This window comes from Streptomyces sp. NPDC037126 (genome assembly GCF_055605965.1).
In genome coordinates this window covers 13,864-36,273 of the sequence record NZ_JBVJTD010000020.1, presented here as the reverse complement: position 1 = coordinate 36,273, position 22,410 = coordinate 13,864, and the positions used below count along the sequence as shown (strand labels likewise).

The 22,410-nt window shown below is 71.1% G+C and carries 21 protein-coding genes; 2 read left to right on the top strand and 19 right to left on the bottom strand.

Going from position 1 to position 22,410, the window contains the following annotated elements:
- Position 1: 1 nt before the first annotated feature.
- Positions 2-979 (bottom strand): aspartate carbamoyltransferase catalytic subunit, encoded by a 978-nt coding sequence (locus tag ACZ7FF_RS33910; protein WP_470817185.1) that lies wholly within the window; start codon positions 977-979, stop codon positions 2-4.
- A gap of 89 nt (positions 980-1,068) precedes the next feature.
- A complete protein-coding gene (gene pyrR, locus ACZ7FF_RS33905; RefSeq protein WP_470817183.1) occupies positions 1,069-1,638 on the bottom strand; it encodes a bifunctional pyr operon transcriptional regulator/uracil phosphoribosyltransferase PyrR in 570 nt (189 codons plus the stop codon).
- Positions 1,639-1,890: 252 nt separating this feature from the next.
- Here pyrR and bldD point away from each other — a divergent pair, with 252 nt between their 5' ends.
- Positions 1,891-2,394, top strand: coding sequence for a transcriptional regulator BldD (gene bldD, locus ACZ7FF_RS33900; protein WP_020938842.1), 504 nt, complete (start codon positions 1,891-1,893; stop codon positions 2,392-2,394).
- Positions 2,395-2,550: 156 nt separating this feature from the next.
- Here bldD and nusB read toward each other — a convergent pair whose 3' ends face one another.
- From nusB to ACZ7FF_RS33835, 13 genes are all read right to left on the bottom strand, one after another.
- On the bottom strand, positions 2,551-2,985 hold the full coding sequence (gene nusB, locus ACZ7FF_RS33895) for a transcription antitermination factor NusB (protein ID WP_366761377.1): 435 nt from the start codon (positions 2,983-2,985) through the stop codon (positions 2,551-2,553).
- Positions 2,986-2,987: 2 nt separating this feature from the next.
- Positions 2,988-3,554 (bottom strand): elongation factor P, encoded by a 567-nt coding sequence (gene efp, locus ACZ7FF_RS33890; RefSeq protein ID WP_009187601.1) that lies wholly within the window; start codon positions 3,552-3,554, stop codon positions 2,988-2,990.
- Between the two features lie 44 nt (positions 3,555-3,598).
- Positions 3,599-4,705, bottom strand: a complete 1,107-nt coding sequence (locus ACZ7FF_RS33885) for an aminopeptidase P family protein (protein WP_470817180.1) — start codon at positions 4,703-4,705, stop codon at positions 3,599-3,601.
- Between the two features lie 83 nt (positions 4,706-4,788).
- Complete coding sequence (locus tag ACZ7FF_RS33880; RefSeq protein ID WP_470817177.1) at positions 4,789-5,670, bottom strand: Pro-rich N-terminal domain-containing protein; 882 nt, start codon at positions 5,668-5,670, stop codon at positions 4,789-4,791.
- Between the two features lie 166 nt (positions 5,671-5,836).
- Positions 5,837-6,928, bottom strand: coding sequence for a 3-dehydroquinate synthase (gene aroB / locus ACZ7FF_RS33875; protein ID WP_470817174.1), 1,092 nt, complete (start codon positions 6,926-6,928; stop codon positions 5,837-5,839).
- Positions 6,925-7,443, bottom strand: a complete 519-nt coding sequence (locus ACZ7FF_RS33870; RefSeq protein ID WP_470817172.1) for a shikimate kinase — start codon at positions 7,441-7,443, stop codon at positions 6,925-6,927. The genes aroB and ACZ7FF_RS33870 overlap by 4 nt, the downstream gene beginning before the upstream one ends.
- Positions 7,440-8,624 (bottom strand): chorismate synthase, encoded by a 1,185-nt coding sequence (aroC, locus tag ACZ7FF_RS33865; RefSeq protein WP_470817170.1) that lies wholly within the window; start codon positions 8,622-8,624, stop codon positions 7,440-7,442. The genes ACZ7FF_RS33870 and aroC overlap by 4 nt, the downstream gene beginning before the upstream one ends.
- Positions 8,625-8,789: 165 nt before the next feature.
- Positions 8,790-9,629, bottom strand: a complete 840-nt coding sequence (locus ACZ7FF_RS33860; RefSeq protein WP_470817168.1) for a shikimate dehydrogenase — start codon at positions 9,627-9,629, stop codon at positions 8,790-8,792.
- Complete coding sequence (gene mltG / locus ACZ7FF_RS33855; protein ID WP_470817166.1) at positions 9,610-11,232, bottom strand: endolytic transglycosylase MltG; 1,623 nt, start codon at positions 11,230-11,232, stop codon at positions 9,610-9,612. Before mltG ends, ACZ7FF_RS33860 begins: the two co-directional genes overlap by 20 nt.
- Positions 11,233-11,408: 176 nt before the next feature.
- Positions 11,409-11,873, bottom strand: coding sequence for a Holliday junction resolvase RuvX (gene ruvX / locus ACZ7FF_RS33850; protein ID WP_470817163.1), 465 nt, complete (start codon positions 11,871-11,873; stop codon positions 11,409-11,411).
- Positions 11,874-11,898: 25 nt separating this feature from the next.
- A complete protein-coding gene (alaS, locus tag ACZ7FF_RS33845; RefSeq protein ID WP_470817162.1) occupies positions 11,899-14,571 on the bottom strand; it encodes an alanine--tRNA ligase in 2,673 nt (890 codons plus the stop codon).
- Positions 14,571-14,918: a hypothetical protein gene (locus ACZ7FF_RS33840; protein ID WP_470817160.1), complete on the bottom strand. Its 348-nt coding sequence runs from the start codon at positions 14,916-14,918 to the stop codon at positions 14,571-14,573. Before ACZ7FF_RS33840 ends, alaS begins: the two co-directional genes overlap by 1 nt.
- A gap of 15 nt (positions 14,919-14,933) precedes the next feature.
- Positions 14,934-15,368: a DUF948 domain-containing protein gene (locus ACZ7FF_RS33835; RefSeq protein WP_470817158.1), complete on the bottom strand. Its 435-nt coding sequence runs from the start codon at positions 15,366-15,368 to the stop codon at positions 14,934-14,936.
- Between the two features lie 152 nt (positions 15,369-15,520).
- On the opposite strand from ACZ7FF_RS33835, the gene ACZ7FF_RS33830 reads away from it, so the two are divergent.
- On the top strand, positions 15,521-17,671 hold the full coding sequence (locus ACZ7FF_RS33830) for an ATP-binding protein (protein ID WP_470817156.1): 2,151 nt from the start codon (positions 15,521-15,523) through the stop codon (positions 17,669-17,671).
- A 21-nt stretch (positions 17,672-17,692) separates the two neighbouring features.
- On the opposite strand, the gene rpsD is transcribed toward ACZ7FF_RS33830, so the two are convergent.
- The 4 genes from rpsD to hisS all read right to left on the bottom strand — a co-directional run bounded on the left by rpsD (position 17,693) and on the right by hisS (position 22,401).
- Positions 17,693-18,307, bottom strand: a complete 615-nt coding sequence (rpsD, locus tag ACZ7FF_RS33825; RefSeq protein ID WP_030343860.1) for a 30S ribosomal protein S4 — start codon at positions 18,305-18,307, stop codon at positions 17,693-17,695.
- A 304-nt stretch (positions 18,308-18,611) separates the two neighbouring features.
- Positions 18,612-19,967: a replication-associated recombination protein A gene (locus ACZ7FF_RS33820; RefSeq protein ID WP_470817154.1), complete on the bottom strand. Its 1,356-nt coding sequence runs from the start codon at positions 19,965-19,967 to the stop codon at positions 18,612-18,614.
- A gap of 46 nt (positions 19,968-20,013) precedes the next feature.
- Entirely contained in the window at positions 20,014-20,670 is a 657-nt protein-coding gene (locus ACZ7FF_RS33815) for a vitamin K epoxide reductase family protein (RefSeq protein ID WP_470817152.1), read from the bottom strand.
- Between the two features lie 468 nt (positions 20,671-21,138).
- Positions 21,139-22,401 carry a histidine--tRNA ligase gene (gene hisS, locus ACZ7FF_RS33810; RefSeq protein WP_470817150.1) on the bottom strand — a complete coding sequence of 421 codons (1,263 nt, stop codon included), beginning with the start codon at positions 22,399-22,401 and terminating at the stop codon, positions 21,139-21,141.
- Positions 22,402-22,410 lie beyond the last annotated feature (9 nt).

Below are 22,410 nucleotides of genomic sequence, written 5' to 3'. Positions count from 1 at the left end.
CTTACTTCTCCTCGGTACGGGAGTGGGTGACGGCGGGCTCGTTGCCACCGAGCAGCAGGTACAGGACGGCCATCCGGATGGAGACACCGTTGGCGACCTGCTCGACGGCGGTGCAGCGGTCGGAGTCGGCGACCTCGGCGGTGATCTCCATGCCGCGCACCATCGGGCCGGGGTGCATCACGATGGCGTGCTCGGGCAGCTTGGCCATGCGGTCGCCGTCGAGGCCGTAGCGCCGGGAGTACTCGCGCTCGGTGGGGAAGAAGGCGGCGTTCATCCGCTCACGCTGGACGCGGAGCATCATCACCGCGTCGCACTTGGGCAGCGTGCTGTCGAGGTCGTACGACACCGCGCAGGGCCAGGACTCGACGCCGACCGGCAGCAGGGTGGGCGGGGCGACCAGGGTGACCTCGGCGCCGAGGGTGTGCAGCAGGTCGACGTTGGAGCGGGCGACCCGGCTGTGCAGGATGTCCCCGACGACGGTGACGCGCCGGCCGGACAGGTCCTGGCCGAGTCCCGCGTCCCGGCCGACCAGGCGGCGGCGCATGGTGAAGGCGTCCAGCAGGGCCTGGGTGGGGTGCTGGTGGGTGCCGTCGCCCGCGTTGATGACGGCGGCGTCGATCCAGCCGGAGTTGGCCAGGCGGTAGGGGGCGCCGGAGGCGCCGTGCCGGATGACGACGGCGTCGACGCCCATCGCCTCCAGGGTCTGGGCGGTGTCCTTGAGGGACTCGCCCTTGGAGACGCTCGACCCCTTGGCGGTGAAGTTGATGACGTCCGCGGAGAGGCGCTTCTCGGCGGCCTCGAAGGAGATGCGGGTGCGCGTGGAGTCCTCGAAGAAGAGGTTGACGATCGTGCGGCCGCGCAGGGTCGGCAGCTTCTTGATCGGCCGGTCGGCGACCCGGGCCATCTCCTCGGCGGTGTCGAGGATCAGGACGGCGTCGTCGCGGGTGAGGTCGGCGGCCGAGATGAGATGACGCTGCATCTGTCAGGCTCCGTAAGGCAGTTCAGTCGGGAGAAAAGGGGCAAACCGGCTGGGTGCGGGCGCGCCGGAGCGGCCCTGCGCCGGGCTTGCTACTGGTCGGCCTTGACACCGAGCAGCACGGTGTCGCGACCGTCCTCCTCGGCGAGCTGGACCTTGACCGTCTCCCGCAGCGACGTGGGGAGGTTCTTGCCGACGTAGTCGGCGCGGATGGGCAGTTCGCGGTGCCCGCGGTCGACCAGCACCGCGAGCTGCACCGCGCGGGGGCGCCCGATGTCGTTCAGGGCGTCGAGGGCGGCGCGGATGGTGCGGCCGGAGAAGAGCACGTCGTCGACGAGGACGACGAGGCAGCCGTCGATGCCGTCACCGGGGATCTCGGTGCGGGCGAGCGCGCGCGGCGGGTGCATGCGCAGGTCGTCGCGGTACATGGTGATGTCGAGCGAGCCGACCGGGATCTTGCGGTCGGTGATCTGCTCCAGCTTGGCGGCGAGCCGCTGGGCGAGGAAGACACCCCGGGTGGGGATGCCGAGGAGCACCACGTCGTCGGCGCCCTTGGCGCGCTCGACGATCTCGTGGGCGATACGGGTCAGTACCCGTGCGATGTCGGGGCCCTCGAGAACGGGCCGCGCATCGGTCGCGTGCGGGTTCGCGTGCTTGTCCATACGAAACGGACCTCCTTCTCCGCCTCACGGGACGGACCTTAAAGGACGTCGGATTTGCGCCATCTACCGTAGCAGGCCATCGGGGCGAGCCCGATCACCCCCTTGGAGTAGTGCACCATCTCTACCACGGAAGAGTCGGCGTGGACCATTCGGCTTGACGCAGAAGAGTCACGCTGCGTAACCTCACAGTGAGTTACCAGCCGCGCGGCGGGAAAGCAGCCGGCCGCGTCGACACAGTGTCCGGGGAGCTATATGTCCAGCGAATACGCCAAACAGCTCGGGGCCAAGCTCCGGGCCATCCGCACCCAGCAGGGCCTTTCCCTCCACGGTGTCGAGGAGAAGTCCCAGGGGCGCTGGAAGGCCGTGGTGGTCGGTTCGTACGAGCGCGGCGACCGAGCCGTGACCGTGCAGCGTCTTGCCGAGTTGGCTGATTTCTATGGCGTCCCGGTGCAGGAGCTCCTGCCGGGCACCACGCCGGGCGGGGCCGCCGAGCCGCCGCCGAAGCTGGTCCTCGACCTCGAGCGGCTGGCCACGGTGCCGGCCGAGAAGGCGGGCCCTCTGCAGCGCTACGCGGCGACCATCCAGTCCCAGCGCGGCGACTACAACGGCAAGGTGCTCTCGATCCGCCAGGACGATCTGCGCACACTTGCCGTCATCTACGACCAGTCCCCCTCGGTCCTCACCGAGCAGCTGATCAGCTGGGGCGTCCTGGACGCGGACGCGCGCCGCGCGGTGGCGACGCACGAAGACGCCTGATCGCCCTCACCTGTCTCAGCAGAAACGTGCCGCCGGGGCGGCCGGAACTTCACGGTTCCGGCCGCCCCGGCGGCTTTTTCACGGCCTGCGGGACACGCTGAAGGGCCTGGTAGCACAGACGTGCTGCCAGGCCCTTCAGTGACGTCGTAGCGGGCTCTACGCCTCGTCCCGGCGCAGGGACGGCTTGAGCTCCTTCAGACGGCCCAGCAGGCCGTTGACGAACGAGGGCGACTCGTCCGTGGAGAACTCCTTCGCCAGCTGCACCATCTCGTCCAGGACGACGGCGTCCGGGGTCTCGTCGACCCAGATCAGCTCGTACGCGCCCAGCCGCAGGATGTTGCGGTCGACGACCGGCATCCGGTCGAGCGTCCAGCCGACCGCGTACTGGGCGATCAGCTCGTCGATGCGCTTCGCGTGCTGCGCGTAGCCCTCGACGAGCTGCATCGTGTACTCGCTGACCGGCGGCTGCCGGGTGTCGCTCCGGGACAGCCGGATCCAGTCCGCGAGGACCGTCAGGACGTCGGCGCCGCGCTGGTCGCCCTCGAAGAGGATCTGGAAGGCGCGCTTGCGGGCCGTGTTGCGGGCAGCCACGGTTAGCTGTTCACCCGGCCGAGGTAGTCGCTCGTGCGGGTGTCGACCTTGATCTTCTCACCGGTGGTGATGAAGAGCGGGACCTGGATCTGGTGGCCGGTCTCCAGGGTGGCGGGCTTGGTGCCACCGGTGGAGCGGTCGCCCTGGACGCCCGGCTCGGTCTCCTGGACGGTCAGCTCGACGGCGGCCGGCAGCTCGACGAAGAGCACCTCGCCCTCGTGCTGCGCCACGGTGGCCGTGAAGCCCTCGATGAGGAAGTTGGCGGCGTCGCCGACGGCCTTGCGGTCGACCATCAGCTGGTCGTACGTCTCCATGTCCATGAAAACGAAGTACTCGCCGTCCATGTACGAGAACTGCATGTCGCGCTTGTCGACAGTGGCCGTCTCGACCTTGACGCCGGCGTTGAAGGTCTTGTCGACGACCTTGCCGGACAGCACGTTCTTGAGCTTGGTGCGCACGAAGGCCGGGCCCTTGCCGGGCTTGACGTGCTGGAACTCGACGACGGACCAGAGCTGGCCGCCTTCGAGCTTGAGCACCAGGCCGTTCTTGAGGTCGTTCGTGGAAGCCACGGTTGCGGAATCTCCTGGACTGACGTACGACCCAGGGTCACGCGCTACAGCGCGAGCAGCTCCTTGGTCGTGATGGTGAGTAGCTCGGGTCCGCCGTCCGCCTCTGGGCGCACGACGAGTGTGTCATCGATCCGGACACCGCCCCGGCCGGGGAGGTGGACCCCCGGTTCGACGGTGACCGGCACGCAAGCGTCCAGTTTACCCATGGCCGCGGGGGCCAACTGCGGGTCCTCGTCGATTTCGAGTCCCACACCGTGTCCGGTGAGCGGTTGCAGCGCCTCCGCGAAGCCCGCCGAGTCCAGGACATGGCGTGCCGCGCGGTCCACGTCACGGTAGGCGGCGCCGGGGGCCAGGGCCTCGCGGCCGGCCCGCTGGGCGGCGAAGACCAGGTCGTACAGCTGGATCTGCCAGTCCGCGGGCGAGGTGCCGATGACGAAGGTCCGGCCGATCTCGCAGCGGTAGCCGCGGTACGTCGCGCCGAGGCAGACCGAAAGGAAGTCGCCCTCCTCCACGCGCCGGTCGGTGGGCCGGTGACCGCGGCGGCCGGAGTGCGGCCCGGTGGCCACGGAGGTGGGGAACGCCGGGCCGTCGGCGCCGTGGTCGACCAGGCGGCGCTCCAGCTCCAGCGCCAGGTGCCGTTCGGTGCGGCCGACCAGGATGGACTCCAGCAGCTCGCCGAGGGCCTGGTCGGCGATCTCGGCGCCGATGCGGAGGCAGGAGATCTCCTCCTCGTCCTTGACCACCCTGAGCTGCTCGACGGCTCCGCCGACGTCGGCGAGACGGAGCGCCGGGGCGACGGCGGCGACGGCCCGGTGCCGGCTGACCGTGAGGTGGTGCTCCTCCACCGCCAGGGAGTCCGCGCCCTGGCCCGCGGCGAGACCGGCGGCGGCCGCGGCGGGGTCGCAGGCGGGCGCGGGCACCACGTGCACCCGCAGGTTCTCGTCCGGCCGGCCCTCGTGGGGGCGGTCGTCGGGCGGGGCGGCGCACACCAGGAGGTCCTCGCCCCTGCCGAGGAGCAGTACGGAGTCCTGCGGGGCCGCGGCCGCGAGGTAGCGCACGTTGGCGGGGCGGGTGACGAGCGCTGCCGCGGTACCGGCCGCGTTGAAGTGGTCCCTCAGCCGGGATCGGCGGTTCGCGTACACCTCTGACATGAGATGAGCGTAGGAGTTTCGCGCGGATTGTGCTGATTGAGAGGGGCCGAGTGGGGTTCGGGGAGATTGGTCGCGCGACCCGCTCACCAGTTCGGCGGGCTCGCTATCGCCCTGGCCAGAACCTCGTCCAGCACGCGGGCCGTGCCGGGGACGTCCAGCTGGGAGTTGTCGATGATCGGCAGGCCCGAGCCGTACCAGCCGGCCATGCGGCCGTGGATGCGGGCCACCTCCTCGTCGGTGAGGCGGCGGTTGCCGGTGCGCTCGGCGTTCCGCTCCAGCACGACGTCCAGGCCGGGCAGCAGGACGACCGGGAGGAGCCCCGGGCCGACATGGCGCTTCCAGCCGCCGAGGCCGACGACCGGGCGGTCCGGGAAGACGGCGTCGTCCAGGACGCAGGAGATGCCGTTCGCCAGGAAGTTCCGGGCGGCGAAGCCGCAGGTGCGGCGGGCCAGGCGGTACTGGGCCTCGGAGTTGTCGTTCCATCCGGACTGGAGGTCGGCGAAGCCGGAGCGGACCCATTCGCGCACGTCGTCCAGGCTGATGTGGGCCGTGGGCACGCGCCGGTGGTCGGCCCAGTACCTGGCGACGCTGGTCTTGCCCGCGCCCGCGGGGCCGATCAGCAGGACGGCCAGGGTGGTGGTCGTCGGATCGGGGACCGCGGCCGGTGCCTGGGCCGCCGTGGGCACACCGACGGGTCCCCCGGGAGGCAGGGGCACATGACCGGTGGTGTCGGGGGCCGGCGGGGCGGGCACGTGCTGCGGGGCCGGGGGCTGCGGGGGCGCCTGCGGCACGGGGCCGGACGGCGCCGGGAAACCCGGTGCCGGAGGCGGCGGGGGAACGGGGGCGGGCCCCTGGGAGGCTCCCGGGGGCGGGCCCGGGTGGTGTGCGGCCGGCGCCCACCCGGTATGCGGCCCGTGCCCCGGCTGGTGGGGCGGCGGCAGCGGAGACCCCACTGCGTGCTGCATCCGTTGCCACTCCATCTCGTACAGGCAATTGGTGCTGGCAGCGGGGGGCGGGCCCCGCTCCCTACCGAACGGTACCGTCCCCGGCCGTCGTTTGGTGAAACGGCCGGGGGCGGCCCGAAGTGCCCGATGCGCTGCGGGAAATGAGACGGACGGCCTGCGGCGGGACCTACTGGCCCACTTCTCCGTACGCGGCCAGCAGCACGGCCGGGTCGGGACCCTCCAGGACGGTCGGCTTGGCCAGGCCGTCGAGGACGATGAACCGCAGCAGGTCGCCGCGGGACTTCTTGTCGACCTTCATCGCCTCCAGCAGCTTGGGCCACTGGTCGTAGCGGTAGTGCAGCGGCAGGCCCACCGACTCCAGGACCGTGCGGTGCCGGTCGGCGGTCGCGTCGTCCAACCGGCCCGCCAGACGGCCGAGTTCGGCGGCGAAGTGCATCCCGACCGCGACCGCGGCGCCGTGCCGCCACTTGTAGCGCTCGTTCTTCTCGATGGCGTGGCCCAGCGTGTGGCCGTAGTTCAGGATCTCCCGGCGGCCGGACTCCTTCAGGTCCGAGGAGACGACCTCGGCCTTCACCCGGATCGAGCGCTCGATCAGCTCGGCCGTGTGCGGGCCGGCCGGGGTCCGGGCGGCCTCGGGGTCGGACTCGACGAGGTCGAGGATGACCGGGTCGGCGATGAAGCCTGCCTTGATGACCTCCGCGAGTCCGGAGACGTAGTCGTTCACCGGGAGCGAGTCCAGGGCGGCCAGGTCGCACAGGACGCCGGCCGGCGGGTGGAAGGCGCCGACGAGGTTCTTGCCCTCGGCGGTGTTGATGCCGGTCTTGCCGCCCACGGCCGCGTCGACCATCGCGAGCACGGTGGTCGGGACGGCGATCCAGCGCACCCCGCGCAGCCAGGTCGCGGCCACAAATCCGGCGAGGTCCGTGGTCGCACCGCCGCCCACGCCGACGATGACGTCGGTACGGGTGAAGCCGGACTGGCCGAGCGCCTTCCAGCAGTAGGCCGCGACCTCGGCGGTCTTGGCCTCCTCGGCGTTCGGCACCTGGATGGCGACCGCCTCGAAGCCCTGCTCGGCCAGGTCGGCGCGGAGCGCGTCGCCGGTCTCGGCCAGCGCCTCCGGGTGGATCACCGCGACCCGCTTGGCCTTCTGCCCGATCAGCCCGGCCAGTTCGCCCAGCAGTCGCCGGCCGACCAGCACCTCGTAGGGGTCGGTGCCCGCGCTGCCGGCGACCTGGATCCGGGTGACTGCCTCGCTCATGCTTCCTTCAACTCCAGTGCGTCCAGCGCCTGTTGGGTGACCTCTTCGGGGGTGCGGCCGTCGGTCGGCACGACGGCGGTGGCGACCTCCTCGTACAGGTGCCGCCGGGCCTCCATCAGCTCGCGCCACTGCTTGCGCGGGTTGACCGCGAGCAGCGGCCGGGCCACGTTCAGGCCGGTGCGCTTGACGGCCTCGTCCACCTCCATGGAGAGGTAGACCACCCGGTGCCCGACGAGCAGCGCGCGGGTGTCCCCGTCGAGGATCGCGCCGCCGCCGAGCGCGAGGACGCCCCCGTGCCCGGCGAGCGCGCTGTGCACCGCCCGCTTCTCCATCGCCCGGAAGGCGGGCTCGCCCTCGTCCACGAAGATCTCGGCGATGGTCCGGCCCTCGGCCGCCACGATGTCGTCGTCGGTGTCCCGGTAGCCGACCCCCAGCCGCTCGGCCAGCAGCCGGCCGACGGTGGACTTGCCGACGCCCATCGGGCCGACCAGTACGACCGCAGGCACGGCGCTCACCGGATGTGGAGGTTGTCGAGGTACGACCGCACGTTGCGGCGGGTCTCGGGGACGGAATCGCCGCCGAACTTCTCGGCGACCGCGTCCGCGAGGACGAGCGCGACCATGGCCTCCGCGACGATACCGGCGGCCGGCACGGCGGAGACGTCGGAGCGCTGGTGGTGGGCCTGGGTGGCCTCGCCGGTGGCCACGTCCACCGTCTTCAGCGCGCGCGGCACGGTCGCGATCGGCTTCATCGCGGCCCGCACGCGCAGCAGTTCGCCCGTGCTCAGCCCGCCCTCGGTGCCGCCCGCGCGGCCGGAGACGCGCCGGATGCCCTCGGGGGTGCCGACGATCTCGTCGTGCGCCTGCGAGCCGGGCACCCGGGCCAGCTCGAAGCCGTCGCCGATCTCCACGCCCTTGATCGCCTGGATGCCCATGAGGGCACCGGCGAGGCGTGCGTCCAGCTTGCGGTCCCAGTGCACGTGCGAGCCGAGGCCGACCGGGACGCCGTACGCCAGCACCTCGACGACGCCGCCCAGGGTGTCGCCGTCTTTGTGGGCCTGGTCCACCTCGGCGACCATCGCCTTCGACGCGTCCGCGTCGAGGCAGCGCAGCGGGTCGGCGTCCAGCCTCTCGACGTCGGCCGGCGTGGGGTACACACTCGCCGGGGCCTTCACGGAGCACAGCTCGACGACGTGGGAGACGATCTCGACGCCGGCCGTCTCCTTCAGGTAGGAGCGGGCGACCGCGCCGAGCGCCACCCGGGCCGCGGTCTCACGGGCGGAGGCGCGCTCCAGGATCGGGCGGGCCTCGTCGAAGCCGTACTTCTGCATGCCGGCGAGGTCGGCGTGGCCGGGGCGCGGGCGGGTCAGCGGCGCGTTGCGGGCGACCCCGTCGAGGATCTCCGTGTCGACCGGGTCGGCGGCCATGACCTGCTCCCACTTCGGCCACTCGGTGTTGCCGACCATGATCGCGACCGGGGAGCCGAGGGTCAGTCCGTGCCGGACACCACCCAGGAAGGTGACCTCGTCACGCTCGAACTTCATGCGCGCACCGCGGCCATAGCCGAGCCGCCGCCGCGCGAGGTGGTCCGCCACCATCTCCGTGGTGATCGGCACGCCGGCGGGAAGGCCCTCCAGCGTCGCGACAAGTGCGGGACCGTGGGACTCCCCCGCGGTCAGCCAACGCAGCCTGCTCAACGGTGCTCCTCAGTGTTCGCGCCCGGTACTGCCCTGCGTACGCACGTCCTCGCGTACGGCGACGGCGCGGCCGGATGCGCGACCCCGGCCCGCCACCTCCGATCCTCCCACGTCCGGGGCGGGCCTCAGGCCTCCGGTCCAGCAGGCGGACGCCGGCGCGGACGGTCAGCGGGCGGCGAGCGCCTGCTCACCGGCCCGGCGCATGGCCTCCAGCGGGGCCGGGCCGCGTCCGGTCATCTGTTCGACCTGGAGGACGGCCTGGTGGACCAGCAGGTCGAGGCCGCCGAGGACGGCACCGCCGAACATGGACCAGCGGGCCGCCAGCTCGGTCGGCCAGGGCTCGTAGAGCACGTCGAAGAGGGTGGCCGGGCTCTCGGGCACGGCGGCGGCGAGGGCGTCGGTGGTGCCGGCGGGCGTGGTGGCGATCACCAGCGGGGCGCTCAGGGCCTTCGCCGCGTCCGCCCAGTCCGCCGTGCGGACGTCCACGTCGAGCCGTTCGCCCCACTGCCGCATCTCGGCGGCCCGGGCCTCGCTGCGGACGTAGGCGACGACCGGGCCGGTGCAGATCCGGGCGAGGGCGGCGAGCGCGGAGGAGGCGGTGGCACCGGCGCCGAGGATCGCGGCCGAGCCGACCTCTTCGATGCCGTGCGCGCGCAGGGCGGCCACCATGCCCGGGATGTCGGTGTTGTCCCCGATCTTCCGACCGTCCTCGGTGAGGACGACCGTGTTCACCGCGTCCACGGAGGCGGCCGTCTCACTGATCTCGTCCACCAGCGGGATGACCGCCCGCTTCAGCGGCATGGTCAGCGACAGCCCCGCCCACTCCGGTCCCAGCTTCTCCAGGAAGCCGGGCAGGCCCGCCTCGTCGACCTCGAAGCGGTCGTACGACCAGCCGGTGAGCCCGAGTTCGCGGTACGCGGCCCGGTGCAGCACCGGGGAGAGGGAGTGGGCGATGGGCTGACCGAGCACGGCGGCCCGGCGGGCGTCAGTTGCCCGAGGTGGCATTGAACTTTTCCTTGAGCTGCTTGAATTCTTCGTAGGTCCGGGCGAATTCGGTATTGGTCGTACCGTCGGTCGCCACGAAATAGATCCAGCCGTCGTGGGTCGGATTCAGCGTCGCCTTGATCGCTTCATCACTGGGGTTGCCGATCGGACCGGGCGGCAGGCCCTTGTGGGTGTACGTGTTGTACGGGTTCTGGTTCCCGTTGATCTCCTTCTCGGAGATATGGATGTTGCTGGTGCCCTTGAGGTAGTTGTACGTCGAGTCGAACTGCAGCAGCTGGTTCGTCTCGGTATTCGTCGGCTTCAGACGGTTGTAGACCACTTCCGCCATCTTGCGGTAGTCGTCGGGCGTCTTGCCCTCCGCCTGGACCAGACTCGCGACCGTGACCAGCTGGAACGCGTTGCTCAGACCCAGCGACCTGGCCTTGCTCTCAAGACCGTAGGCGGCATACCTCTGTTTGGCCTGGGCGATCATCTGCTTGAGGATCGCGTCCGGCTTCATGCCCTTCGCGGCCGGATAGTTGCCCGGGTAGAGGAAGCCCTCCAGCGGGTCCTTGACCTGCCCGCCGGCCTGCGCCCAGCTCGGCATGCCGAGGGCCTTGTATCCCTTTTGAGCGATCTTCTGGGTACTGCCCGCGGCGAGCTGGAGTTTCTCATCGATGGCCTTGTACACCTTCGCGTTGCGCTCGCCCGGAGTCACCATCACATTGTTCTGGCTCTTCGGGTCGAGCATCATCCGGACGGCGCTGGCGGCGGACATCTGCTTCTTGAGGAGGTACGCGCCGGCCTGGATCGAGTCGCCGCCCGGTGTCGTGCCCTGCGCGTGCACGAAGGCGTCGACTGACTTGACGACCCCGGCTTCCTTCAGCTTCCGGCCGATGTCGTAGCCGCCCGCGCCCTTGGGGATCTCGACGGTCACGACCTCGTTGGTGCCGTCGCCCACGTAGTCGGGAGCGGGGGCGAAACGATTTTGGTAGAAGCGGTAGCCGTAGTAGCCCACCCCGCCGAGGCCGCCGCCGAAGACCAGGACGACGACCATGCAGGCGCAGCCGGTGCGCCGTTTCTTGGCCTTGACGGGTTTCCTGCCCTTGCCGCCGCGCCGCTCCCGGCGGCCCTGCAGCTCGTGCTCCTCGTCGTCATCGTCATCGCCGCCGCCCGCGAAGAAGGCGTGCTCCTCCTCGTCGGCTGCGTGGTCCGGCTCGGGCTCGGCCTCGGGACGCCTGCGGCCGGGCGGCTCCGGCGGCGGGTAGGCGTCCTCGGTGCCGTAGAAGTCGGGCTGCTCCGCGCCGTACGCCACGGGCTGCTGGCCGTACGGGTCGCCGGGGTCGGCGGCGTACGGCACATGGCCGTGGGTGCCGGTCGCGTCCCAGCCACCCTGCGGGAACTGCTGCTGGGAGTGGCCGGCGTAGTGCGGGTCGTACTGGGGATGCCCCTGTCCGTCGTAGTACGGGTACTGCTGACCGTCGTACCCGGGCTGCTGCTGATGCCCCCACTGGCCGTACTGCTGCTGCGGCTGCTGCGGGTACTGCTGCTGCGGCTGGCCGCCGTAGGCAGACTGGTGGCCGACGTGCGCCTGCTGCCCTTCCCATCCGACGTCCCCGAACAACGGGTCCTCCGGATGCCACGGTTCGGAGCCTGGGCCCCGGCCATACTCAGTCATCGATCCCCTAGAGCCGCGAGGCCGAAGGTCGCACAGCCGGTGGGCCGGCTTCCGTTCCGCCTCTTGCTGTGCTCCGGCTGTTCGAACACCGGCGCATCGCGCGGAACGTTACCGTATCGCGATCAGATGACCACTTCGACGCCCTCGCCGGGTGCTTTACCTGACACCCGTTCGGATTCCAGGGCCTGCTGGAGAATGATGACCGCGGCCGCCTGGTCGATGACCGCGCGGCCCTTCTTGGATTTCACCCCCGAGGCCCGCAGGCCCTGACTCGCCGTCACCGTCGTCATGCGCTCGTCCACCAGGCGGACCGGCACGGGCTTGACACCGTTGGCCAACTCCTGTGCGAAGGCGCGGACCTTGACGGCCGCCGGGCCCTCGCCCCCCTTGAGGGAGCGGGGGAGGCCGACGACCACCTCGATCGGTTCGTACTCCTCCACCAGTTGCCGCAACCGGCGGTGGGCGGCGGGGATGTCCCGTCCGGGGACCGTCTCCACCGGGGTGGCGAGGATCCCGTCGGGGTCGCACGAGGCGACCCCGATCCGGGCGTCCCCGACGTCGATCGCGAGACGACGTCCTCTGCGCATTTCCGACCGATTCCTTACTTGGCCGTCACTTGGCGGTGTCGGCGACGAGCCGCTCGACCGCGTCGACGGCCTCACCGACGGCGGCCGGGTTCTGGCCGCCGCCCTGGGCGACGTCCGGCTTGCCGCCACCGCCGCCGCCGAGGGTCTTGGCGGCGGTACGGACCAGGTCACCGGCCTTGAGACCACGCTCGCGGGCGGCCTCGTTGGTGGCGATGACCGTCAGCGGCTTGCCGTTGCTGACCGCGAAGAGGGCCACGACCGCGGCCCGGCCGCCCTGGATGCGCCCGCGCACGTCCAGGACCAGCTTGCGCAGGTCGTCCGGAGTGGTGCCGTCCGGAACCTGACCGGTGACGACGGCCACACCGCGGACGTCCTTGGCGGACTCGGCGAGACCGGCGGCGGCCTGCAGCACCTTTTCGGCGCGGAACTTCTCGATCTCCTTCTCGGCGTCCTTCAGCTTGCCGAGCATCGAGGAGACCTTCTCCGGAAGTTCCTCCGCGCGGCCCTTGAGCAGCTCGGTCAGCTGGTTGACGACCGTGTGCTCCCGGGCGAGGAAGTTGTAGGCGTCCACACCGACCAGGGCCTCGATACGACGGACACCCGAGCCGATGGAGGACTCGCCGAGCAGCTTCACCAGGCCCAGCTGGGCGGTGTTGTGCACGTGCGTGCCGCCGCACAGCTCCTTGGAGAAGTCGCCGATGGTCACGACGCGGACCCGCTCGCCGTACTTCTCGCCGAACTCGGCGATGGCGCCCTGCTTCTTGGCCTCGTCGATGCCCATGACCTCGGCGTGCACGTCGAGGTCGCGGGCGAGCACCTCGTTGATCTTCTGCTCGACGTCGGTCATCACGGCCGTCGGGACGGCGGAGGGGGAGCCGAAGTCGAAGCGGAAGCGGCCGGGCTGGTTCTCGGAACCGGCCTGGGCGGCCGTCGGGCCGAGCGCGTCGCGCAGGGCCTGGTGCGTCAGGTGGGTGGCCGAGTGGGCGCGGGCGATGGACTTGCGGCGGCGGACGTCGATGGAGGCGTGCGCCTTGGCGCCGACCGTCACCTCGCCGACCTGCACGACACCCTTGTGCACGTACACGCCCGGCACCGGCTTCTGGCAGTCGCGGATCTCGATGACGGCGCCGGAGTCCACCTTGATCCGGCCCGTGTCGCCGATCTGGCCGCCGCCCTCGGCGTAGAAGGGGGTGCGGTCGAGGACGACCTCGACCTCGTCGCCCTCGGTCGCGGCCGGGGAGGAGACGCCGTCGACCAGGAGGCCGACGATCGTGGTCTCGCCGGCGGTGTCGGCGTAGCCGATGAAGTCGGTCTCGCCCGCGGCGTCCGCGATCTCGCGGTAGGCACCCATGTCGGCGTGGCCGGTCTTCTTGGCCTGGGCGTCGGCCTTGGCGCGCTCCCGCTGCTCCTTCATCAGGCGGCGGAAGCCCTCCTCGTCCACGGCGAGGCCCTGCTCGGCGGCCATCTCCAGGGTGAGGTCGATCGGGAAGCCCCAGGTGTCGTGGAGCAGGAACGCCTTGTCGCCGGAGAGGACCGTGCCACCGGACTGCTTGGTCTCGGTGACGGCGGTGTCGAGGATGTTGGTGCCGGCCTTCAGCGTCTTGAGGAAGGCGTTCTCCTCGGCGAGGGCGACCTTCTCGATGCGCTCGCGGTCGGTGAGCAGCTCCGGGTACTGCCGGCCCATCATGCCGATCACGGTGTCGACGAGGTCCTTGACGACCGGGCCGGTGGCGCCGAGCAGGCGCATGTTGCGGATGGCGCGGCGCATGATCCGGCGCAGCACGTAGCCGCGGCCCTCGTTGCCGGGGGTGACGCCGTCGCCGATGAGCATCACGGACGTGCGCATGTGGTCGGTGACCACGCGCAGGGACACGTCCGACTCGTGGGCCTCGCCGTAGCGGACGCCGGTCAGCTCGGTGGCCTTCTCGATGACCGCCATGGACGTGTCGATCTCGTACATGTTCTGCACGCCCTGCAGAATCATGGCGAGCCGCTCCAGGCCGAGGCCCGTGTCGATGTTCTTGCTCGGCAGGTCCCCGAGGATCTCGAAGTTGTCCTTGCCGATGCCCTCGCCGCGCTCGTACTGCATGAAGACGAGGTTCCAGATCTCCACGTACCGCTCGTCGTTGACGGCGGGGCCGCCCTCGACGCCGAACTCGGGGCCGCGGTCGTAGTTGATCTCGGAGCAGGGGCCGCAGGGGCCGGGGACGCCCATGGACCAGTAGTTGTCCTTCATGCCGAGGCGCTGGATGCGCTCCTTCGGCACACCGACGACCTCGTGCCAGATGCGCTCGGCCTCGTCGTCGTCCTTGTAGACCGTGATCCACAGACGGTCCGGCTCCAGGCCGTAACCGCCCTTGTCCTGGGGGCTGGTGAGCAGCTCCCAGGCGTACTTGATGGCGCCTTCCTTGAAGTAGTCGCCGAAGGAGAAGTTGCCGCACATCTGGAAGAACGTGCCGTGGCGCGTGGTCTTGCCGACCTCTTCGATGTCGGGCGTGCGCACGCACTTCTGCACGCTGGTGGCGCGCGGGAACGGCGGCTTGACCTCACCCAGGAAGTAGGGCTTGAAGGGCACCATGCCGGCGGGGACGAGGAGCAGAGTCGGGTCGTCGGCGATGAGCGACGCCGAAGGGACGACGGTGTGCCCGCGCTCCTCGAAGAAGCTCAGCCAGCGGCGGCGGATCTCGGCCGACTCCATCAGTGGTCCTCATTCCGGTTGTACGAGTACGTCGGGTTGTCGACGTACTTCGGGTTGCTGCGGTTGTTCTCGATGGCGGCGAACCGCCGGGGCGCGGGAAGTTCGGGACTGTCCTGGATGCCGAGAGCCTCCTCCAGCTCCGCCTCCCGCTCGGCCATGTTGTCCCGGACGTCGAGCGCGAAGCCGACCGCGCGGTCCTTCAGATGCCTGCCGGTCTCCAGGGCCTTGTTGGCCGCGGTGGCGGCGAGGCTCTCCGGGGTCAGCTGCCTGAGCTTGCGGTTGACCTTGGCGGTGGCCCACACACCTGCGGCGACACCCGTGGTGAACCAGAACGTACGGCGGAACATCGCTCGGTCTCGTCCTTACTTCCGCTTGCGGCGTGCGGCGGGAACCGTGCGGCCCACGATCACGGTACGCCGGGGCGACTTGGCGGGCACGTCCTCCTTGCGGCCGCCCAGGGCGCGGCGGACGCCGTAGCCGAAGGCCGCGACCTTGACCAGCGGGCCGCCGAAGGTGGAGGCGACGGTGCTCGACAGCGCGGAGGCGTTCGACGTCACCTCCTGCACGTCGGAGGCGATGGCGTCGACCCGGTCGATCTGCGTCTGCGCGGAGCGCACCGCCTGCGAGGCGTCGGCGAGCAGCGGGACGGCCTGGTCGGTCACGTCCGCCACGAGTTTGGTGGTCGCCTTGAGCGTCTGGGCCAGCCTCACCAGTGCGACGGCGAGGAAGGAGACCAGGATCGCCCAGAACACGGCCACCAGGATCCCGGCCACCTCACCACCGGACACTGTGCGCACCCGCTCCCTGAAACGTGCCTGAACATCGAAAAAGTCGTGTCCCGAGCCTATCGCGCCGGGGCGGACGCTCCGTACCGGATTCCCGGCGCGGACGGCGGAGTTACGGGAACCGATTGTACGCAATGAACACGGTTCAGTACGCTCCGTGTCCCATGCGAGGTCCTCAGCGCCCAGACCACTTCACCGACGGCGATCCGCCCCTCGAACTGACCGGCTTCGTGGGGCGCTCGGTCGAGCTGGCCGACCTGGCCGCGGCGCTGCGGCGCGCCCGCCTGGTGACGGTGACCGGGGTCGGCGGAGTGGGCAAGTCGCGCCTTGCCGCGCGACTCGCCGCGGGCTGGGGGGCCGGCCACGGGCGGGTGGAGCTGGCTCCGGTGCGCGATCCGCAGTTCGTGGAGTACGCGGTGATGGAGGCGCTGGGGCTGACCGACCACACCGCGCGCACGCCGCGCGAGATGCTGCTGGAGCATCTCGCCGGTCGCCGGGTGCTGCTGGTGCTCGACGGGTTCGAGCACCTGGTCGAGGCCGCGGCCGAGCTGGTCGCGGAGCTGCTGCGCAGGCTGCCGGAGCTGCGGGTACTGGCCGTGGGCCGGCGTCCGCTGGGGCTGGCGGGCGAGCGGCTGTTCCCACTGGCGCCGCTGGCCGCGGACGAGGCGGTGGAGCTGTTCGCCGCCCGGGCCGTGGAGCAGGGGCTCCGGCGGCCCGGCGGCCCGGAGGTGCGGGAGCTGTGCCTCCGCCTCGACGGCATCCCGCTGGCGCTGGAGCTGGCGGCGGGCCGGCTGCGGGCGCTCTCGCCCGCGCAGTTGCTGCAGCGGCTGGACGACCGGTTCCGGCTGCTGACCGGCGGCGGCCGGGGCGGACTGCCCCGGCACCAGACGCTGCGCACGGCGATCGGCTGGAGCCATGAGCTGTGCACGCCCACCGAGCGGCTGCTGTGGGCGCGTCTCACGGCGTTCGCCCAGACCTTCGACCTGGAGGCCGCCGAGTACGTGTGCAGCGGGGACGGCCTGCCCGCCGAGGACGTGCTGGACGTGCTGTCGGAGCTGCTCGCCCAGTCGCTCCTCGCGCGCGAGGAGACCCCGTGCGGTCCCCGCTACCGGATGCTGGACACCGTCCGGGCCTACGGCGCGGACTGGCTGGAGGCGACCGGGGACGCGGCCCGGCTGCGCAGACGGCACCGGGACTGGTATCTGGGCCTGGCGACCTGCTGCGAGCTGGACTGGTTCTCGCCCCGGCAGCGGGAGGTGGCCGCGCGCGTGGACGCCGAGCTGCCCAATCTGCGGGCCGCGCTGGAGTTCTGCCTGACCGAGCCGGAGGAGGCGCACCTGGGCCAGTACCTGGCGGGCTCGCTGTGGTTCTGCTGGGTGGGCTGCGGACGGCTCGCGGAGGGGCGGCGCTGGCTGGAGCGGAGCGTGGAGCTGGAATCGGGGTACGAGCAGTCGCGGCTGAAGGCGCTGTGGGTGCTCGGCTATGTGGCGATCCTCCAGGGCGACGCCGTGCCGGCGCTGCAGGCGCTGCGGGAGTGCCGGGAGCAGGCCGAGCGGGCGGCCGATCCCACGGCGGTGGCGTACGCCGAGCACCGCACCGGCTGTCTGGCCCTGGTCACGGATGACATGGCACGCGCGGAAACGCTGCTTCGCTCGGCCCTGGACCGCTACCGGGAGGTCGGCGAACTCAACAGCAACGTCCTGATGGGCCAGGTCGAGCTGGCGATGGCCCGGGCCTTCCAGGGGGACCTGGCGGACGCGGTCCGGCTGTGCGAGGACGTGCGCCGGGTGTGCGAGGACCACGGGGAGCGCTGGACCCGGTCGTACGCGCTGTACGTGCTGGCGTACGCGGCCTGGCTGGAGGGCGCCCCGCAGCGGGCGCGGGAACTTCTCGCGGACTGCCTCGGCAACGCGCACGCCTTCCACGACCTGCTCGGCACGGTGCTCGCGATCGAGCTGCTGGCACTGGTGACGGCGACCCAGGACGACCCGTTCGAGGCGGCGGTGCTGCAGGGCGCGGCGGCCCGGCTGTGGCCGTCTGTGGGGCTGCCGCTGTTCGGCTCCGCGTACTTCAACGCCCCGCACGCGCAGTGCGAGACGGCCGCACGGCAGGCGCTCGGGGACGCCCGGTACGAGGAGTGCCTGGGGCTCGGGGCGCGGCTGGAACGGGAGACGGCCGTGGCCCGGGCGCTGGGGCACGACGGGGTACGGCCGCTGAACGCGCTGCCGGCTCCGCGGGGGGCGGTGCACACCAGGCCCGGACAGCGCGAACCCGCCGCCTCGCCCACCCGGAAGGGCGGGGAGACGGCGGGCTGAGGAACTGCGCCGGGGCTGGGATCAGCGGGCGTAGTACTCGACGACGAGCTGCTCGTCGCAGATCACCGGGATCTCCTTGCGGTTCGGCTCGCGGTCCAGGCGGAACGCCAGGGCCTTGAGGTTCACCTGCAGGTAGCGCGGGGTCTCACCGTCGGGGGCGAAGCCACCCTCACGGGCGATCGTGAAGAGGGTCTTCTCCTTGGAGCGGTCGCGGACCTGCACGACGTCGTCCGGACGGACACGGAAGGACGGCTTGTCGACCTTCTGGCCGTTGACCTGGATGTGGCCGTGGACGACCATCTGGCGGGCCTGGTAGATCGTGCGGGCGATGCCCGAACGCAGGACCAGCGCGTCGAGGCGGCGCTCCAGCTCGACGATCAGGGCCTCACCGGTCTTGCCCTGGACCTTGGACGCACGCTCGTAGGCGCGGACCAGCTGGCGCTCGGAGATGTCGTACTGAGCGCGCAGGCGCTGCTTCTCCAGCAGACGGACCTTGTAGTCCGAGTTCTGCTTGCGGCCACGGCCGTGCTCACCCGGCGGGTAGGGGCGGGCCTCGAAGTACTTGACGGCCTTCGGGGTCAGCGCGATGCCGAGGGCACGCGACTTCTTGACCTTGGGGCGGGACTGGTTCGCCACTGTCTCTGTCTCTTTCGTAGTGTTCGGCTTGCCAGAGTTAGAGAGGTCGCATCCGCAGCCGGGAAAACCCGCCGGCCCCGTGAGGGGACCTGCCGGGCAGCCGCTTCCCTGGTCTGGGCACATACGTGCAGCACGCGAGTGGCCCACCGACCGTCCCGCGATGGCGAGTGGTGGTGGGCTGCCCGCGACACCGTTCGACGGTGCGCGACGCTCCTGGAGCCGGTCCGCGAGGGACCGGGTCTCCGGCCGGCTGTCCCGCTCTGACGGCACGGGACTCGGCACTTCGACGCAGTCTACAGGGTGCTCAGGACCGCCTGCGACCGAGGTGCTTCCTGGTCCACTCGACCGCGTCGGCGTATCTGGCCTCGGTGCCGTGCCGGGTCGGCGTGTAGTACTCGCGGTCCTTCAGGGCGTCCGGGGCGTACTGCTGCTGGGCGATGCCCTCGGGCAGGTCGTGCGGGTAGACGTACCCCTGCGCGTGGCCGAGCTTGGCGGCGCCCTTGTAGTGCCCGTCGCGCAGGTGCGGCGGGACCGGGCCGGCGAGGCCCGCCCGCACGTCCTGGGTCGCGGCGCCGATCGCGGTGGTCGCGGAGTTGGACTTGGGCGCGAGCGCCAGGGCGATGGTGGCGTGGCTGAGGGTGAGCGCGGCCTCGGGGAAGCCGATCATGGCGACGGCCTGGGCGGCGGCGACGGCGATGGGCAGGGCGCCGGGGTCGGCCAGGCCGATGTCCTCGCTGGCGGAGATCATCAGGCGGCGGGCGATGAACCGGGGATCCTCGCCGGCCTCGATCATGCGGGCCAGGTAGTGCAGGGCCGCGTCGACGTCGGAGCCGCGGATCGACTTGATGAGGGCGCTGGCCACGTCGTAGTGCTGGTCGCCGTCGCGGTCGTACTTCACCGCCGCCCGGTCGACGGTCTGCTCCAGTGTCTCCAGGCTGATCTCGCTCTCGCCCTGGTCGAGGGCGGCTCCGGCGGCGGCCTCCAGGGCGGTCAGGGCGCGGCGGGCGTCACCGCCGGCGATGCGCAGGAGGTGTTCCTCGGTGTCCTCGGGGAGGGCGACCGCGTCCGCCAGGCCGCGCTCGTCGCCCAGCGCCCGCTTCAGCAGGCTGCGGATGTCGTCGTCGGTGAGGGGTTCGAGGGTGAGCAGCAGGGAGCGGGACAGGAGCGGGGAGATGACCGAGAAGTAGGGGTTCTCCGTGGTGGCCGCGATCAGCGTCACCCAGCGGTTCTCGACGGCGGGCAGCAGGGAGTCCTGCTGGGCCTTGCTGAAGCGGTGGATCTCGTCGAGGAAGAGGACGGTCTCCCTGCCGAAGCCGCCGCTGGCACGGCGGGCGCCGTCGATGACCGCGCGGACCTCCTTGACGCCGGCGGTGATCGCGGACAGTTCCACGAAGCGCTTGTCGGTGGCCTTGGAGACGACGTAGGCGAGGGTCGTCTTGCCCGTGCCGGGCGGGCCCCACAGGATCACCGAGGACGGTCCGGCGGGGCCGCCGGAGCCCTCGCCGACCAGGCGGCGCAGGGGTGAGCCGGATTTCAGCAGATGCTGCTGGCCCACGACCTCGTCGAGCGTGCGGGGGCGCATGCGCACCGCGAGGGGGCTGGCCGCCGGGTCCTTCTCCTGGCGGTCTTCTGCTGCGGCGGTGAAGAGGTCGGGTTCCACGCTGAAACCCTAAGACACGGCACCGACAATGCCGCCCGGCCCCTGGTCAGGCCCAGAGCTGGCTGCCCCAGCGGGTCAGGATCAGCATGGCGATGACGCCGCAGTGGGTGACCGGGAGCACCCAGGTGAACTCGCCGAGGAAGGACTTGAGCCAGCGGGGCGCCGGCAGGAAGTCGTTGCGGACGTTGGACGAGGTCACGTACCAGAACATGGTGATCGTGGCGACCCAGGCGAGGGAGCACCACAGGCACAGCGCGTTGATCCGGTACAGGGACTGGAACTGCAGCCAGGTGACGAAGCAGACACCGAAGAGCGTGCCGAAGTTGAAGGTCAGCCAGTACCAGCGCGGGAAGCGGGCGCGGGCCAGCAGGCTCATGCCGACGCAGACGACGATGCCGTAGCAGACCAGGCCGAGCCAGGGGTTCGGGAAGCCGAAGGCCGCCGCCTGCTTGCTCTCCATGACGCTGCCGCAGGACACGATCGGGTTGACGCTGCAGCCCGGCGTGAACGTCTTCCCCGCGATCTTCGCCTCGAGGATCTTGTTCTTGTCGAGCGTGATGACCCACGCCGCCAGCAGTCCGGCCGCGCCGGTGATCACCAGCATCAGGGCGAAGGCGCGGCCGCCGCCCACCAGGCGCGGAGTGTCTGCGGCGCGCTCGGGACCGGACTCCGTGGAGACGTCTTTGACTGTCGTCTTGCTCATCACGCCGATTCCGTCACTTGAGACTTGGACCATCTTCGGGCAGGGCCATTGTGCCGCACCCGCATGCGCGCCCACCGTTCGATGGACATAAGGACATACGCAAGGAGGTCACCGAGCGTTCGGTTCCGGCCGATGCCCGGGGTGCACGACAGCACACGCGAACGAACCCGCGGTGAACGTGCGGGGGCCCCGCGAGCCGTACGGGGACGTCATGACGGTGGTCTCCCCGGGGCGGACCCGGCGACGGGCACGCGCGCGTGGAGATCCCGTGTGGGCATCCCCCGGCGGGATGAACCGGCACCCGTCGAGTTGACGTGTGGCCGGTCCGGGGCCGCCGCGCAAGGGCGCTCACGACCCATCCGCCGGGCGTCCTCGGCGAGTTGGGCGTGGGCGACGCCGGACCAGGGGTTGCACGACGCACGAGAGGGGCGCCCGCCGTGCGGCGGGCGCCCCTCTCGTCGGTCCGGACTAGCCGAGACGGGACTCCAGTTCCGCCACGATCTCGTTCACGCCGATCGCCGTCTGCTCACCGGACTCCATGTCCTTGAGCTGGACCACGCCCTCGGCGAGGTCGCGCTCGCCGGCGACGACCGCGTACCGCGCGCCGCTGCGGTTGGCGTTCTTCATGGCGCCCTTCAGGCCCTTGCCGCCGTACGAGAAGTCGGCCGCGATACCGACCTTGCGCAGCTCGGTGACCTTCGCGAACAGCACGCGGCGGGCCTCCTCGCCGAGCGGCACCGCGTAGACGGACGTGGCGGACGGGATGTCCAGTTCCACACCCTCCGCCTCCAGCGCGAGGACCGTGCGGTCGACCCCGAGGGCCCAGCCCACCGACGGCAGCGCCGGGCCGCCGATCATCTCGGACAGGCCGTCGTAGCGGCCGCCGCCGCCCACCGCGGACTGCGAGCCCAGGCCGTCGTGCACGAACTCGAACGTGGTGCGGGTGTAGTAGTCCAGGCCGCGCACCAGCTTCGGGTCGTCCTCGAAGACCACACCCGCCGCGGTGATCAGCTCACGGACCTCCTCGTGGTACGCCTTGCAGGCGTCGCACAGGTAGTCGCGCAGCAGCGGGGCGCCGGTCAACTGCTTCTGGACCGACTCGCGCTTGTCGTCGAGGACCCGCAGCGGGTTGATGTCGACGCGCCGGCGCGTGTCCTCGTCCAGGTCCAGGCCGCGCAGGAAGTCCTGGAGCGCGGCCCGGTACACCGGACGGCACTCCTTGTCGCCCAGGCTGTTCAGCAGGATGCGGAAGGCGCGCAGGCCGAGCGAGCGGTACGCCTGGTCGGCCAGGATGATCAGCTCGGCGTCGAGGGCCGGGTCCTCCGCGCCGATCGCCTCGGCGCCGACCTGGGAGAAGTGCCGGTAACGGCCCTTCTGCGGGCGCTCGTAGCGGTAGTACGAGCCCGAGTACCAGAGCTTGACGGGGAGGTTGCCCGACTTGTGCAGGTTGGCCTCCAGGGCCGCGCGCAGCACGGACGCCGTGCCCTCGGGCCGCAGGGCGAGCCTGTCGCCGCCCTTGGTCTCGAAGGCGTACATCTCCTTGGTCACGATGTCGGTGGACTCGCCGACGCCGCGCGCGAACAGCTCGACGTTCTCGAAACCGGGCGTCTCGATGTAGCCGTAACCGGAGTTGCGCAGCGGGGCGGCGATCGCCTCGCGGACCGCCAGGTACCTGGCCGAGTCCGGCGGGATCAGGTCGTAGGTGCCCTTGGGGGCGTTGAACGTGCTCACGGAAGCTCT